The sequence below is a fragment of the Neopusillimonas aromaticivorans genome, from assembly GCF_030344915.1.
In the GTDB taxonomy this organism is placed as follows: Bacteria; Pseudomonadota; Gammaproteobacteria; order Burkholderiales; family Burkholderiaceae_B; genus Neopusillimonas; species Neopusillimonas aromaticivorans.
The window spans coordinates 931,397-945,106 of record NZ_CP128233.1; the positions used below are offsets into that span (position 1 = coordinate 931,397).

Below are 13,710 nucleotides of genomic sequence, written 5' to 3' on the forward strand. Positions count from 1 at the left end.
ACACGCCGCGACCGCGTAAAGAAAAACTACGATTTGTTAAGCAACTGTTTAAGCATGCCCAGACGTTCTTTCGGACTAAGACCCGCGCCCTGATCTGCCCCGACAAGAGCCGCCGGATCTTGCAAACCCATTTCAGCAATAAACCGTGACGGCTCGCGCACGACATCTTCACGCGCACGCCGCCGCCGTTTGCACCAGCTGAGATTAAGCGTGCGCCGGGCACGGGTGATACCCACGTACATCAGACGACGTTCTTCCTGGATACGCTGAGCCAGCACATCGTCGCCGGCCGCAAGATCGTCATCGTCACGGCCCAGATGGGGCAAGAGTCCCTCTTCCACGCCCACCAAAAAACATGCGGGTATTCTAAACCTTTGGAGGCATGCAGCGTCGAGAGTTTAACGGCGTCGGGTTCTTCATCATCGCCACGCTCAAGCATCGTCACCAGCGCGATATGCTGCACCAGTTCCACCAGATTCAACTCGTCTTCCACCGCCTTGCGCTTGAGCCAGCCGGTCAGCTCAAGCACGTTCTGCCACCGGCTTTGCGCAGGCCGTTCGTCAAGCGTGTCATACAAATAACGTTCGTACTGAATGGCACCAAGCAGCTCATCCAGCACATCGGGCGCACTGCGTGCGTTATCACCGCTGGCCCGGGACCGGATGCGCTGGATGAACTCACCAAAGGTCTGCAACGGCTCAAGCTGACGAGTTGAGAGACGATCTGTAGAGCCAATCATGAAAATGGCGTCGAACAACGACAATTGCTGCGCCGAGGCGAATTCGCCCAAAGCCTGCAAGGTCGCCTGACCAATGCCGCGACGCGGCGTGGTCACGGCCCGGATGAACGACGGATCATCCGCATCATTGGCGATCAGGCGCAGATACGCCAGAATGTCGCGAACCTCGACCTTGTCGAAAAAGCTTTGCCCGCCCGAAATGGTGTACGGTATGCGCAGATTGCGCAGCGCCTGTTCAAAGATGCGTGCCTGCTGGTTGCTGCGATACAAAATGGCAAAATCACGCCAATTGGCGCGCCGTTCGACACGCTCTGACGAAATACGGAACGCTACCGATTCGGCCTCGATTTCTTCCGAGTCCATCGCCTTGACCTGGATCGGGTCGCCCACCCCAGGTCCGACCACAGTTTCTTTTCGAACAGGTTCGGGTTATGGCTGATGACCTGGTTGGCCGCAGCAAGCACCCGCTGCACTGACCGGTAATTTTGCTCAAGCTTGATCAGCTTCAGGTTCGGGTAATCGGTGGTCAGCTTGGCCAGATTCTGTACCGTAGCACCCCGCCAGGCATAAATGGCCTGGTCATCATCACCAACCGCCGTGAACATCGCCCGATCGCCGGTCAGCATGCGCACCAGACGATACTGGCATTCATTAGTGTCCTGGTATTCATCAACCAGCAAATACTGAACCCGGGCTTGCCAGCGTTGCCGCACATCCGCATTGCTTTCCAGCAACAGCGCCGGCAACCGGATCAAGTCATCAAAATCAACGGCCTGGTAGGCTTCCAGCGTCGCGTTATAGCTGCGGTAAACCCGGGCGGCTTCACCGTCACTGGGCGTTTGGGCAATCTTGTCGGCATCATCGGGGCTGACCAGTGCATTTTTCCACAGCGAAATGGTCTGTTGCACCGCTTTCAAGCGCGCCTTGTCCGTCGTCGCAAGCAACTCCTGGATAATAGCCAGCGCATCGGTGGCATCAAAAATGGAAAACTGCGGCTTGAGCCCGACATGGGCGGCTTCCTCGCGTAAAAAACGCACCCCTAGCGAATGGAACGTACTGACCGTCAGCCCGCGCGATACCTTGCGGTCGACCAGGTTCTTGATACGCTCGCTCATTTCGCGTGCGGCCTTGTTGGTGAACGTCAAAGCCACGACCTGGCGCCCCGCGTACCCGCACTCACGCAACAGATAGGCAATCTTCTGGGTAATGACACGCGTTTTTCCACTGCCTGCACCAGCCAGCACTAGACAGGGGCCGTTCAGATACAACACAGCCTCGCGCTGGGCCGGATTCAGATCAACCGGAAGGGTATGCCCGACGGGCAAATTCAGCCCCGATATCGCTGTAGTCATCAGATCTCCAGAGGATCGACTTCGAGGTGGCATCGTATCCGAAGCTGACTCGCCAGAGCCAGGACATCACCACTCCATCGCGACAAGAATACCTGCAAAGCCGGGCGGCTGTCGCTTTCGACAAGCAACTGGGCCCGTTCGGTATTGGCGACCCGGACCACACGAAGCGGTACCGGGTCATAGCGCATGACGGACGATGCCGTGGCGTACCCCGCCGGATCGGCCTCGGGCAGGGCCGCTGCCTGTGTCAAAAACGACAATGCCGTCTGCACCTCACGCGCCTCAGCCGTCAGCAAGGCCTGGTAAGCAAACGGCGGCAGGCCCACCGTCTCACGCTCCTCAAGACTGTATCGGGCAAACCCTTGATAATCGTGTTTCAGCAAGGCCTGATACACGGGCTGCTCGGGGTAGTCGGTCTGAATGATGACCTCGCCGCCCTGAGTGTGACGACCGGCACGCCCCGCCACCTGCATCAATTGGGCAAACAAGCGTTCGGGGGCACGAAAATCCTGGGCGAACAGCATAGTGTCGGCATTCAGCACCCCGACCAGCCCCAAACGGGCAAAATCATGCCCCTTGGCCACCATCTGGGTACCCACCAGAATATCGACCTCTCCGGCGTGGACCTGTGCGAACAAGGCTTCCGCACTGCCCTTGAGGCGTGTGGTATCCGCATCAATGCGAGAGATGCGCGCATCCGGGAACCATTCTGCCAGGTGCTCTTCAATACGCTGGGTACCCCTGCCCATGGGCTTCAGATCCTGATCACCGCAATCGGGACAGCGCCGGGGAACAGGTGCATGGTAGCCACAATGGTGGCACTGCAAATGATTATGCGTACGCCGACCCTGCATGCGGTGCAAGGTGGTATAGGCCGTACACCGCGGGCAGTTGCTGACCCAGCCACACGAAGCGCAACTGATCACCGGCGAATACCCCCGGCGATTCAAAAAACCAGCACCTGCTCTTTGCGCTTCAGACGCTCGCCAATCGCCTCGAGCAACTGGGGTGAAAACCCGTTCTCCATCGCAAGACGTCGTGTATCAACCAGCCGTACCTTGGGCAACTGCACCTCACGTGCGCGACGCGTCAACGAAAGCCGGGTGTACTGCCCCTTGTTGGCGTTATGCCAGCTTTCAAGCGACGGCGTCGCCGACCCCAGCACGACAGGCACCCGGGCATCACGCCCGCGCCATACCGCCAGATCACGCGCCGAATAACGCAAGCCATCTTGTTGTTTGTACGACGTGTCGTGCTCTTCATCGACAATGATGAGGCCCAATTCTGGCATTGGCGTCATGACAGACAAACGCGTACCCAGCAAGACGCGAGCCTGCCCACGCACGACACGTAACCACGCATTCAGGCGTTGCCCGTCAGCCAGGCCGCTGTGCAATACAGCCAGCACATCATCGCTGACGACCGTCGCCAGTCGCGCGCGCAAGGTTTGCTCGAACTGCGGGGTCAGGTTGATTTCCGGCACCATGAACAACACCTGCCGACCGGCGGCCAGCACCTGCGTTGCCGCTGCGAGGTAAACCTCGGTTTTACCGCTGCCGGTTACCCCATGCAGCAAGAAAGTCGCATGACCCTGCGCTGCCGAAATAGTCTGAACCGCCACCTGCTGTTCATCGTTCAATACCGGCGCTTCGACGGGAGCAGGCGAATGGATTAACGCCTTCGCCTTGCGACGATCGGCTCTTTCAACAGGGCCACCACGCGCCGCCTTGCCGAGATACGCCGATACCTTACGCAATGGCACCGGCAATGACGGCAGCATGACTTCACCCAACGGGCGCTGGTAATATCTTGCCGCAAACGCTGTCAAACGCAGCCAGTCGTCGGGCATGGGCGGCAAATCGGCCAGCACCTGATCCACAGCCCTGACCTGCTCAAACGGTAGTTCGGGCTGTGCTCGAACCTCTGCCACCATGCCGATCATCTGACGTCGGCCAAACGAGACCAAGACACGCTGCCCGACCGCAGCAGGCACAGGCGACCAGTAATCGAACACGCCGGGCAATGGCACATCAAGCGCTACCCCAAGCCAATGGCGGGTACCTTCAAATGATGTCGCCGCAGTTCCGGTCGATGGGGAGTTCACGTAAAAGCGCCTCGATACTTAAAGTGGTTTCTGAGCTGAATCGTGTAATGCACGCAGGGGCGGGCGATTCAAGAAACTGTCAGCCGCCCTGTGGATAACTTTGGGGAAAATAAAAGGAACAACCTGTTGAAAGTCAATAAAGGAAAAGCCTGTATTTTTCAACAGCTCTTTGAAAAACCAGTTTATCTCAATAAAAACAATTAGTTATATTAAACCAACGTGATTTGGTAAAACTTGCCATACCGATCATGCACCGCAATACGATCTGTGCACAACTAAAGCGAAAAGCCCGCTGTCACGGGCTTTTCGTGTTTGTTATTGCGCAATAAATCAATGATTTCGACGGCTGTACGAATGCACTTCGTCAACCAGAATGCCAACGGCTTCGGGCGGTGTAAAACGCGAAATACCATGCCCCAGATTGAACACATGCCCCCCAGGCCAACCGGGCCAAAATCATCAATCACGCGACGCGCCTCGGCACGAATAGCCTCTTCGGTGCCAAACAACGCCATCGGATCGAGATTACCTTGCAAAGCCACCCGGTCTTCGATGCGCCGACGCGCTTTGGCCAGATTGACTGTCCAATCAACCCCCATGGCATCACACCCGCTATCCGCAATGTCTTCCAGCCACAAGCCACCACCCTTGGTAAACACAATGACAGGAACACGCTGCCCATCGTTCTCGCGAACCAGACCCTCGACGACCTTGCGCGTGTACGCCAGCGAAAACTGCTGGAACAAACCATCGGCCAGAACACCACCCCAACTGTCAAAGACCATGACCGCCTGAGCCCCGGCCTGGATTTGCGCATTCAGGTAGGCAATGGTGGTCTGGGTATTGATCTCGAGAATCCGGTGCAGCAGATCGGGGCGGCTGTACAGCATCCCCTTGATAAGGCGGTAGTCATCTGACCCTTGCCCTTCCACCATGTAACAGGCTACCGTAAACGGGCTGCCTGCAAAGCCGATGAGGGGACTTTGCCATCAAGCTCTTTACGAATGAGCGATACCGCGTCGAAAACATAGCGAAGTTCTGACAGGTCGGGGACGCGCAACGCCGAAACGTCGGCCTCGGTGCGCACCGGACGAGCGAACTGCGGGCCTTCGCCGGCCACAAAATCAAGCCCCAGCCCCATGGCATGAGGAACGGTAAGAATGTCGGAAAACAGGATAGCCGCGTCAAGATCAAACCGTTCGAGCGGCTGGAGTGTCACTTCGCAGGCATACTCGGGGTTCTGCGCCAGCCCCATGAACGAACCGGCACGCGCACGCGTCTGGTTGTACTCGGGCAAATACCGGCCCGCCTGACGCATCAGCCACAAGGGCGTATACGGCACAGGTTGACGCAACAATGAACGAATGAAAACATCGTTTTTCAGGGATGGAAAAGACACGGCAATCCTTGTTAGTTAACCGGGGTGATTTTACCCCCGGACGAAAATATGACTTATGTCTCGATGCGATAGGCACTGGCGTCGATCTGATACTTTCGCATCAGGGCCCAGAACGCGCGACGGTGCTTCTGTGCAGCCCTGGCTGCCATCGCAATATTGCCCGAGCAACGACCCAGGGCAGCGGCAATATAGGCCCGTTCGAAACGCTCGATAACTTTCCCTTTTGCCGCCCGGAATGACTCTTTGCTGGTTGCAGAGCGTGCCGCAGTAGCCACCGCATAGGCATCCAGCTCCAGGCCGGTGCGATGCAGTATGGTATCGCAGATATCTTGCTCAGACATCGCCCCGCTGGACAGTGTCGCCTTGGCTTCGGCAGACGCTACACACCGGCCTGAAGCAGGACGTTTGACCGGCTCTGAAATGGTCAGGACTGAACGAGTTGCCGCAACATCGGGAGCGCCGCGCATCGGCACGCCACGCATGAGCAACTGGTTGACGCGAGCCCGGATCTCATCATAGCAAACCGGGGAACGTACGAAGTCCGCAAGCCCCAAAGCCATCAGATCATTGATTGCAGCCGCCTTCAAGCCGTCAGCAATCGCCAGCACAGGCGTGCCGCTGCAGCCTTGGACGCCAGACAACAAACGACGACACCACGACAAACTGCTAACGGTCACGGCCACAATACAGGCATCATAGCGGCGCAGCGCCATTGCCTCATCGCGTAAATAATTACCCGTTTCAATCTGCGCATCGGTCTGTTCACCCCCTATCGTGTGCAAATGCAAACGCCCGTTCAGATAACCACCCGCCGCCAGTTGTGGCCACAACTGGTGATCCGCACGGGACAACAGTACCGCACAGTCGATTTGTTCTCTCATGGTCCGCTCCTTGGTTAACAGACCTGCACAACACGCAGGCCTGAACACCAATGGTAGAGAAGGCGTCATTACGACACCATTCGGAGAAAAACAACTCGGCAATTACGCTTGTCAGTTAGCAAACCCCTTCAACTGAAGCGTCCAGCGCAGCACAGGTATAGTGTCACCCAGAGATGCCGGAACGATTCAAGGAGTCAGTACCAGGAATTCGAAAATCGCCATCTGGCGCAGGGAAAGACGGGCACGGCTGCAAGACGTACCAGAACGAAAAATGATGATGTGCGGATAAAAAAACGGCCCTAAGGCCGTTTTTTTTAGTTCAGGAAACCGTTCAATGACGGCTCTTGTTCGCCTGGCGGAGCTTTTGTGCGGCTGCCGCTTGTGCAGCCAGCATGGCCAGTTCGGCCTCGACAACAGCGATATCTGCCTTGTCTTTGGCGGTGCGCAACGCTTCTTCAGCACGCTTGCGCGCTTCAAGCGCCTTGGCTTCATCAAGGTCTTCAGCCCGGATCGCCGTGTCGGAAAGAACCGTCACGCCGGAAGGCTGGACTTCGATAATGCCACCGGCCACGAAAACATTGGTTTCACCACTACCATCGGCGAGAACAATCTTTACCGTACCCGGACGAATACGCGAGATGAGCGGCGTATGACCAGGCATGATGCCCAGTTCGCCGGACTCGCCAGGCAGCGCAACGAATTTCGCCTCACCGGAGAAAATCGATTCTTCTGCACTAACGACGTCAACGTGTAATGTGGCCATAAGAACCCCTTGTTACAGTGCTTTGGCTTTCTCGAGTGCTTCGTCGATGGAGCCAACCATGTAGAAAGCCTGTTCGGGAACAGCGTCACACTCGCCATCAACAATCATCTTGAAGCCGCGCAATGTTTCGGACAGCGGAACGTATTTGCCGGGCGAACCGGTAAACACTTCAGCCACGTGGAATGGCTGCGACAGGAAGCGCTGGATTTTACGGGCGCGAGCAACCGCCTGCTTGTCTTCGGGAGACAATTCATCCATACCCAGAATCGCAATAATGTCGCGCAGTTCTTTGTAGCGCTGCAGTGTCTGTTGAACACCACGGGCAATTTGATAATGCTCTTCACCAACGACTTGCGGATCAAGCTGACGGCTGGTCGAGTCAAGTGGATCGACGGCCGGATAAATACCCAGTGCGGCGATGTCACGCGACAGAACGACGGTGGAGTCAAGGTGCAAGAAGGTGGTTGCAGGCGACGGGTCGGTCAAGTCGTCGGCAGGAACGTAGACGGCCTGGATCGACGTGATAGAACCGGTTTTGGTTGACGTAATGCGCTCTTGGAGCTTGCCCATTTCTTCAGCCAGCGTCGGCTGGTAACCTACCGCAGAAGGCATACGACCCAGCAGCGCGGATACTTCAGTACCAGCCAGGGTGTAACGGTAGATGTTGTCAACGAAGAACAGAATGTCACGGCCTTCGTCACGGAACTTCTCGGCCATGGTCAAGCCCGACAGCGCAACGCGCAGACGGTTACCGGGAGGCTCGTTCATCTGACCGAAAACCATCGCTACCTTGGATTCGGACAGGTTGTCCATTTTGATAACGCCGGCTTCTGCCATTTCGTGGTAGAAGTCGTTACCTTCGCGGGTACGCTCACCCACACCGGCAAACACCGACAAACCACTGTGTGCCTTGGCGATATTATTGATGAGTTCAAGCATGTTCACGGTTTTACCTACACCCGCACCACCGAACAGACCCACCTTACCGCCTTTAGCGAAGGGGCAAACCAGGTCAATCACCTTGATGCCGGTCTCAAGCAACTCGACCGAAGGCGACAGCTCGTCGAACTTGGGAGCATCCTGGTGAATGGCACGGGTTTCTTCGGAAAGAATGGGGCCGCGCTCGTCGATGGGGCGACCGAGAACGTCCATAATGCGACCGAGTGTACCCTGGCCGACAGGCACCGAAATGGGCGCGCCGGTATTGGCAACCGCCATGCCGCGACGCAGGCCATCGGATGAACCCATGGCGATGGTGCGGACAACGCCGTCGCCCAGTTGCTGCTGAACTTCAAACGTAAGACCGGCTTCAGCGAACTTGGAGCTGTCGTCTGCGAGTTTGAGCGCGTCGTAAATGTTTGGAATGCTGTCGCGGGGGAACTGAATATCCACCACGGCGCCGATGCACTGAACGATGGTACCGTTGCTCATGTTTAGTCCTTGCTAAATATCTTTGACGGGATGCCCTTCTGTCTGGTTAGACAGCGGCAGCGCCCCCGACGATTTCTGAAATTTCTTTGGTAATGGCAGCCTGACGGGTTTTGTTGTAAACCAGTTCAAGGTCGCCGATGATTTTCTTGGCGTTATCGGATGCTGCCTTCATGGCCACCATGCGAGCGGATTGCTCGGAGGCCATGTTCTCGGCAACTGCCTGATACACCAGACCCTCGACGTAACGCTGCAGCAGGTCGTCGATAACCGACTTCGAATCGGGTTCGTAGATGTAGTCCCAGCTGTACTTGGAGTTGAGGACAGCATCTTCTGCTTTTGCCTCGGCCTCGAACACGGCTTCGGTCTGGAAAGGATCAGACAAACCGCCAGGCAGTGGCAACAGGCGCACAAAAACCGGCTCTTGCTTCATCGTGTTGACGAAACGATTGGTGGCCAGGTAAACCGCATCGATTTTGCCATCGATGAAGTCATCAATCTGAACCTTGATGGCGCCGATAAGACGCTCGAGGTTAGGCTTGTCACCCAGCTGGACCTCTTGCGAAACAAGGTTGACGCCAATACGGGTGAGGAAACCCAAACCCTTATTGCCAAGCGCGGTTGCCTGCACCTTGATACCCTTCTGGTTGAACTCTTTGATACGGTTCAACGCCAGACGGGTAATGTTGGTGTTCAAACCACCACACAGACCCTTGTCGGTTGATACAAGCACAATACCAACACCTTTCACGTCGGAACGTTCGATCATGAATGGGTGAGTGTAGTCGGGATGCGTTTGCATCAGGTGCGTAGCGATTGTACGCACCTTGGTTGCATAGGGACGGCCAGCACGCATCCGGTCTTGAGCCTTGCGCATTTTGGATGCAGCCACCATCTCCATGGCTTTGGTGATCTTCCGCGTGTTTTGCACGCTTTTGATCTTTGTTCGAATTTCCTTGATTCCGGCCATCGCGATTCCTGTCAGGGCGTTATGAGGGGGCTGGCGTGGCCTGCCCCTGCAGTCCTACGGGTAGCGGGTAAAACCCGCGTACCCTCGCCAATCAAATTAAAAAGCACCGTGCTTTTTGAAGTCTTCGATTGCGGAAACCAGCTCGGCTTCGTCTTCTTTCGACAGTTCTTTCTTGTCTTCGATACGCTGAACCAGTGCAGCATTCTTGGACTTGAGCGACTCTTTGAGTGCTTTTTCAAAGGGCAGGATCTGATCGACTTCGAGGTCGTCAAGGTAGCCCTTGGTAACAGCAAACAACGAAATAGCGAGTTCCCAAACCTGCAACGGCTGGTACTGAGGCTGCTTGAGCAGCTCTACCACGCGCTTGCCGCGCTCGAGCTGACGACGTGTCGCGTCATCGAGATCGGAGGCGAACTGTGCAAACGCAGCCAATTCACGATACTGCGCCAGGTCGGTACGAATACCACCGGCCAGCTTCTTGACCACTTTGGTCTGAGCCGCACCACCCACACGCGATACCGAAATACCCGCGTTGATCGCAGGACGGATACCGGCGTTGAACAGGTCGGTTTCAAGAAAGATCTGACCGTCGGTAATCGAGATTACGTTGGTCGGAACGAACGCCGAAACGTCACCCGCCTGGGTTTCAATGATAGGCAATGCTGTCAGTGAACCGGTTTTACCTTTGACTTCACCTTTGGTGAACGCTTCGACGTAGTCGGCATTGACGCGGGCAGCGCGCTCGAGCAAACGCGAGTGCAGGTAGAACACGTCACCGGGATACGCTTCACGGCCGGGAGGACGACGCAACAGCAGCGATACCTGGCGATAGGCCCAGGCTTGCTTGGTCAGGTCATCGTATACGATAAGGGCATCTTCACCGCGGTCGCGGAAGTATTCGCCCATGGTGCAACCCGAGTACGCAGCCAGGTATTGCATTGCAGCCGAATCAGAAGCAGAAGCGGCAACAACAATGGTGTATTCCATGGCGCCGTGCTCTTCGAGCTTGCGGACCACGTTATTGATTGTGGATGCTTTCTGACCGATCGCCACATAAACGCAAGTAACGTTTTTGCCTTTCTGGCTGATGATGGTGTCGATGGCAACCGCTGTCTTACCGGTTTGACGGTCACCAATGATCAGTTCGCGCTGACCACGGCCGATTGGCACCATGGAGTCAATCGCCTTGATACCGGTTTGCAGCGGCTGATCAACGGATTGACGCGCGATAACGCCCGGAGCAACCTTTTCAATGATGTCGGTGGCTTTGGCGTTGATCGGACCTTTGCCATCGATGGGCGTACCCAGCGCGTCGACAACGCGACCGCGCAATTCGGGACCAACAGGCACCTCAAGAATACGGCCGGTTGTTTTGACCGGATTGCCTTCGGAAACGCCGGTGTAGTCACCCAGAATAACGGCACCAACCGAATCACGCTCAAGGTTGAGCGCCAGACCGAAGACGTTATTGGGGAATTCAAGCATTTCACCCTGCATTACATCGGACAAGCCGTGAATGCGGGTAATACCGTCGGTCACGGATACGACCGTGCCCTGCGTACGTACGTCGGTAGACGCGCCCAAGCCTTCGATGCGGCTTTTCAACAGCTCGCTGATCTCTGACGGGTTAAGTTGCATGTTCAGACTCCTGAATCCTGTTATATGGCACGCTTAGGCGGCCAGCGTGTCGCGCATGCGGGCCAGTTGGGCCTGCACAGAAGTATCGAGTACCTGGTCGCCAACGACCACCCGGACGCCACCGATAAGGGCGGGATCAACGGTGACAGATGGCTTGAGCTTAAGGCCAAACTTTTTCTCGAGACCGGTTAAAAGCTCTTGAACTTGCGAATCGTCAAGCGCAAATGCGCTGGTGATTTCGGCAAGTGCGGTGCCCTCGAACTGGTTTTTCAATAGATCAAATTGCTGGGCGATTTCAGGCAGCAACAAAACGCGGCCGTTTTGAACCAGCAGTTCAATGAAATTACGTGCTGCATCGGACAGGGGCGATTTGATCAACCCTGTAAACAGTTCGACGCGCTGTGTTTTGTTGATACGAGGATCAGTCAGCGCTTCGCGCACGTCGTCAAGACTTGCCACTGCGGCAAGCTCGTTAACCAAACCCGACCAGGAAGCCAGGGCGTCCTGGTTGCCCTTGGCCGTAGCGAACAGCGCTTCGGCGTAGGGTCGGGCAATAGTCGATAATTCAGCCATGGCCTTGCCCTGATATTAGAGTTGTGCCTTAAGCTGGTTCAACAGCTCGGCATGTGCCTGTGCATCGATTTCTCGTTTGAGAATCTGCTCGGCGCCCGCGATAGCCAGATTGGCCACATCGTCGCGAAGACTGTTACGCACACGCTGAACTTCCTGTTCAGCATCTTGCTTGGCCTGCGCAATGATTCGAGCTTTTTCAGCTTCGGCTTCACGACGGGCTTCGTCGATAATGCCTGCGGCCTGCTTTTCAGCTTCGAGCATGCGGGCGTGATTCTCGGATTTGGCAGAAGCTTCGATCAGGCTGATACGTGCCTGGGCCTGCGCCAAATCGGCTTTACCCCGGTCGGCCGCAGCAAGGCCATCGGCGATTTTCTGACGGCGATCTTCGATTGCTTTCGTTATAGGCGGCCACACGAATTTCATCGTGAACCAACCCAGAACAAAAAACACGATCATCTGAAAAAAGAGAGTCGCGTTTAAATTCACGGTCATGTCCCTTTAAAACCACAAGTGCCTGCAGATTGAATGCAAAAACACCTGGTATCCAAGCCGTTAGCAGCAGCACCCTGGCGCTGCCCACGACGACTACGAAGCTCGCCACACGGCGAGCACACCCGCTTAACCAACGAAAGGATTGGCAAATGCGAACAACATCGCGATACCCACACCGATAAGGAACGCAGCGTCGATAAGACCAGCCAACAGGAACATTTTTGTTTGCAAAGCGTTCATCAGCTCGGGCTGGCGAGCCGAAGCCTCGAGGTATTTACCACCCATCAGAGCGATACCGATTGACGCACCAAATGCACCGATACCAACGATAAAAGCACAAGCCAGAGCAACGAAAGCGACGTTAGTCATAACAACTCCTTGGTTAAAAAACCTATGTAATCAAAAGCCAAAAAAGAAAACCGCCCTGCAAGAAAAACCCGCCAACATGGCCAGCACCCTTGAGCCCTGACCACGCCAGACTTTATTAGTGGTCTTCGTGCGCCAAACCCACATACACCAGCGTCAACATCATGAAAATGTACGCTTGCAATACAACAATAAGGATGTGGAAAATTGCCCAAACGGAACCAGCCAGAACATGACCGATACCCAGCCCAACGCCGCCCACACCAAAACCAGCCCAGGCACCGCCCAGAAGAGCAATAAGCATGAATACCAGTTCACCGGCAAACATGTTGCCGAACAACCGCATACCCAACGACACAGTCTTGGCGACGTACTCCATGAGGTTCAACAGAATGTTGAATGGAACAAGCAGCAAACCGACAACACCGTGACCATGGAAGGGCGCCGTAAACAAGCTTTTCACAAAGCTGCCGCTACCCTTGATTTTCATACCGTAGTAGATGGTGAGCAGCAGCACACCCAGCGACATCCCCATAGGAACGTTAAGGTCGGCCGTTGGCAAGATACGGTGATAGTAAAGTGGATCACCCGTCTGGGCACCAACGCCGGTTACCTTGAACAACCAGGGCAAAAGGTCGACCGGAACCAGGTCGAGGGCATTCATGAAAATAACCCACAGGAAAATAGTGAGTGCCAACGGCGCCACAAACTTGCGGGTTGCCTCGCTGGGGATGATACTTTTCGCCTCTTGGGCAACCATATCAACCAGAATTTCGATGGCCGCCTGAAAGCGACCCGGCACACCAGCCGTTGCCCGACGCGCTGCTTTCCACATCAGCAAAACGACAAACAGGCCCATTAAAACAGACCAGAAAATAGAGTCGTAGTTGATGACTGAAAAGTCAGCAATTGCAGATTGCTTTTCGCCGAGGCCATTCAAATGCACTAAGTGGTGCTGAATATAGTAAGACTGTGGCGAAATATCACTAGCAGCAGCCATTTGAA

10 protein-coding genes and 3 pseudogenes are annotated in these 13,710 nt (G+C 55.6%); all 13 read right to left on the reverse strand.

From position 1 onward, the window contains the following. Positions 1-26: 26 nt before the first annotated feature. Positions 27-1,102: pseudogene (locus tag N7E01_RS19640) on the reverse strand (ATP-dependent helicase). Continuing rightward, entirely contained in the window at positions 1,069-2,091 is a 1,023-nt protein-coding gene (locus tag N7E01_RS19645) for a UvrD-helicase domain-containing protein (protein WP_491565770.1), read from the reverse strand. The pseudogene N7E01_RS19640 and the gene N7E01_RS19645 overlap by 34 nt, the downstream one beginning before the upstream one ends. After that, a pseudogene (locus N7E01_RS04915) lies at positions 2,091-4,195 on the reverse strand (primosomal protein N'). Before N7E01_RS04915 ends, N7E01_RS19645 begins: the two are co-directional and overlap by 1 nt. Before the next feature lie 330 nt (positions 4,196-4,525). Then, positions 4,526-5,594, reverse strand: a pseudogene (gene hemE / locus N7E01_RS04920) (uroporphyrinogen decarboxylase). A 53-nt stretch (positions 5,595-5,647) separates the two neighbouring features. Further along, positions 5,648-6,475 (reverse strand): hypothetical protein, encoded by an 828-nt coding sequence (locus tag N7E01_RS04925; RefSeq protein ID WP_289174818.1) that lies wholly within the window; start codon positions 6,473-6,475, stop codon positions 5,648-5,650. A gap of 331 nt (positions 6,476-6,806) precedes the next feature. Continuing rightward, positions 6,807-7,238 (reverse strand): F0F1 ATP synthase subunit epsilon, encoded by a 432-nt coding sequence (locus N7E01_RS04930; RefSeq protein WP_289174819.1) that lies wholly within the window; start codon positions 7,236-7,238, stop codon positions 6,807-6,809. 12 nt (positions 7,239-7,250) lie between these two features. Next, positions 7,251-8,669 carry a F0F1 ATP synthase subunit beta gene (gene atpD / locus N7E01_RS04935; protein ID WP_289174820.1) on the reverse strand — a complete coding sequence of 473 codons (1,419 nt, stop codon included), beginning with the start codon at positions 8,667-8,669 and terminating at the stop codon, positions 7,251-7,253. A 46-nt stretch (positions 8,670-8,715) separates the two neighbouring features. Then, complete coding sequence (atpG, locus tag N7E01_RS04940; protein ID WP_289174821.1) at positions 8,716-9,636, reverse strand: F0F1 ATP synthase subunit gamma; 921 nt, start codon at positions 9,634-9,636, stop codon at positions 8,716-8,718. Positions 9,637-9,732: 96 nt separating this feature from the next. Next, positions 9,733-11,274, reverse strand: coding sequence for a F0F1 ATP synthase subunit alpha (atpA, locus tag N7E01_RS04945; protein WP_289174822.1), 1,542 nt, complete (start codon positions 11,272-11,274; stop codon positions 9,733-9,735). Positions 11,275-11,307: 33 nt separating this feature from the next. Beyond that, positions 11,308-11,847: a F0F1 ATP synthase subunit delta gene (locus N7E01_RS04950; RefSeq protein ID WP_289174823.1), complete on the reverse strand. Its 540-nt coding sequence runs from the start codon at positions 11,845-11,847 to the stop codon at positions 11,308-11,310. A 15-nt stretch (positions 11,848-11,862) separates the two neighbouring features. After that, on the reverse strand, positions 11,863-12,333 hold the full coding sequence (locus N7E01_RS04955) for a F0F1 ATP synthase subunit B (protein WP_289174824.1): 471 nt from the start codon (positions 12,331-12,333) through the stop codon (positions 11,863-11,865). A gap of 132 nt (positions 12,334-12,465) precedes the next feature. Continuing rightward, positions 12,466-12,708 carry a F0F1 ATP synthase subunit C gene (gene atpE / locus N7E01_RS04960; protein ID WP_289174825.1) on the reverse strand — a complete coding sequence of 81 codons (243 nt, stop codon included), beginning with the start codon at positions 12,706-12,708 and terminating at the stop codon, positions 12,466-12,468. Between the two features lie 115 nt (positions 12,709-12,823). Then, positions 12,824-13,705 (reverse strand): F0F1 ATP synthase subunit A, encoded by an 882-nt coding sequence (gene atpB / locus N7E01_RS04965; RefSeq protein ID WP_289174826.1) that lies wholly within the window; start codon positions 13,703-13,705, stop codon positions 12,824-12,826. Positions 13,706-13,710 lie beyond the last annotated feature (5 nt).

What these genes read in the sequence shown, in the direction of transcription:
- N7E01_RS19645 (WP_491565770.1), bottom strand. Translation starts at nt 2,091, where the DNA reads ATGACTACAGCGATATCGGGGCTGAATTTGCCCGTCGGGCATACCCTT.
- N7E01_RS04925 (WP_289174818.1), bottom strand. Translation starts at nt 6,475, where the DNA reads ATGAGAGAACAAATCGACTGTGCGGTACTGTTGTCCCGTGCGGATCAC.
- N7E01_RS04930 (WP_289174819.1), bottom strand. Translation starts at nt 7,238, where the DNA reads ATGGCCACATTACACGTTGACGTCGTTAGTGCAGAAGAATCGATTTTC.
- atpD (WP_289174820.1), bottom strand. Translation starts at nt 8,669, where the DNA reads ATGAGCAACGGTACCATCGTTCAGTGCATCGGCGCCGTGGTGGATATT.
- atpG (WP_289174821.1), bottom strand. Translation starts at nt 9,636, where the DNA reads ATGGCCGGAATCAAGGAAATTCGAACAAAGATCAAAAGCGTGCAAAAC.
- atpA (WP_289174822.1), bottom strand. Translation starts at nt 11,274, where the DNA reads ATGCAACTTAACCCGTCAGAGATCAGCGAGCTGTTGAAAAGCCGCATC.
- N7E01_RS04950 (WP_289174823.1), bottom strand. Translation starts at nt 11,847, where the DNA reads ATGGCTGAATTATCGACTATTGCCCGACCCTACGCCGAAGCGCTGTTC.
- atpE (WP_289174825.1), bottom strand. Translation starts at nt 12,708, where the DNA reads ATGACTAACGTCGCTTTCGTTGCTCTGGCTTGTGCTTTTATCGTTGGT.
- atpB (WP_289174826.1), bottom strand. Translation starts at nt 13,705, where the DNA reads ATGGCTGCTGCTAGTGATATTTCGCCACAGTCTTACTATATTCAGCAC.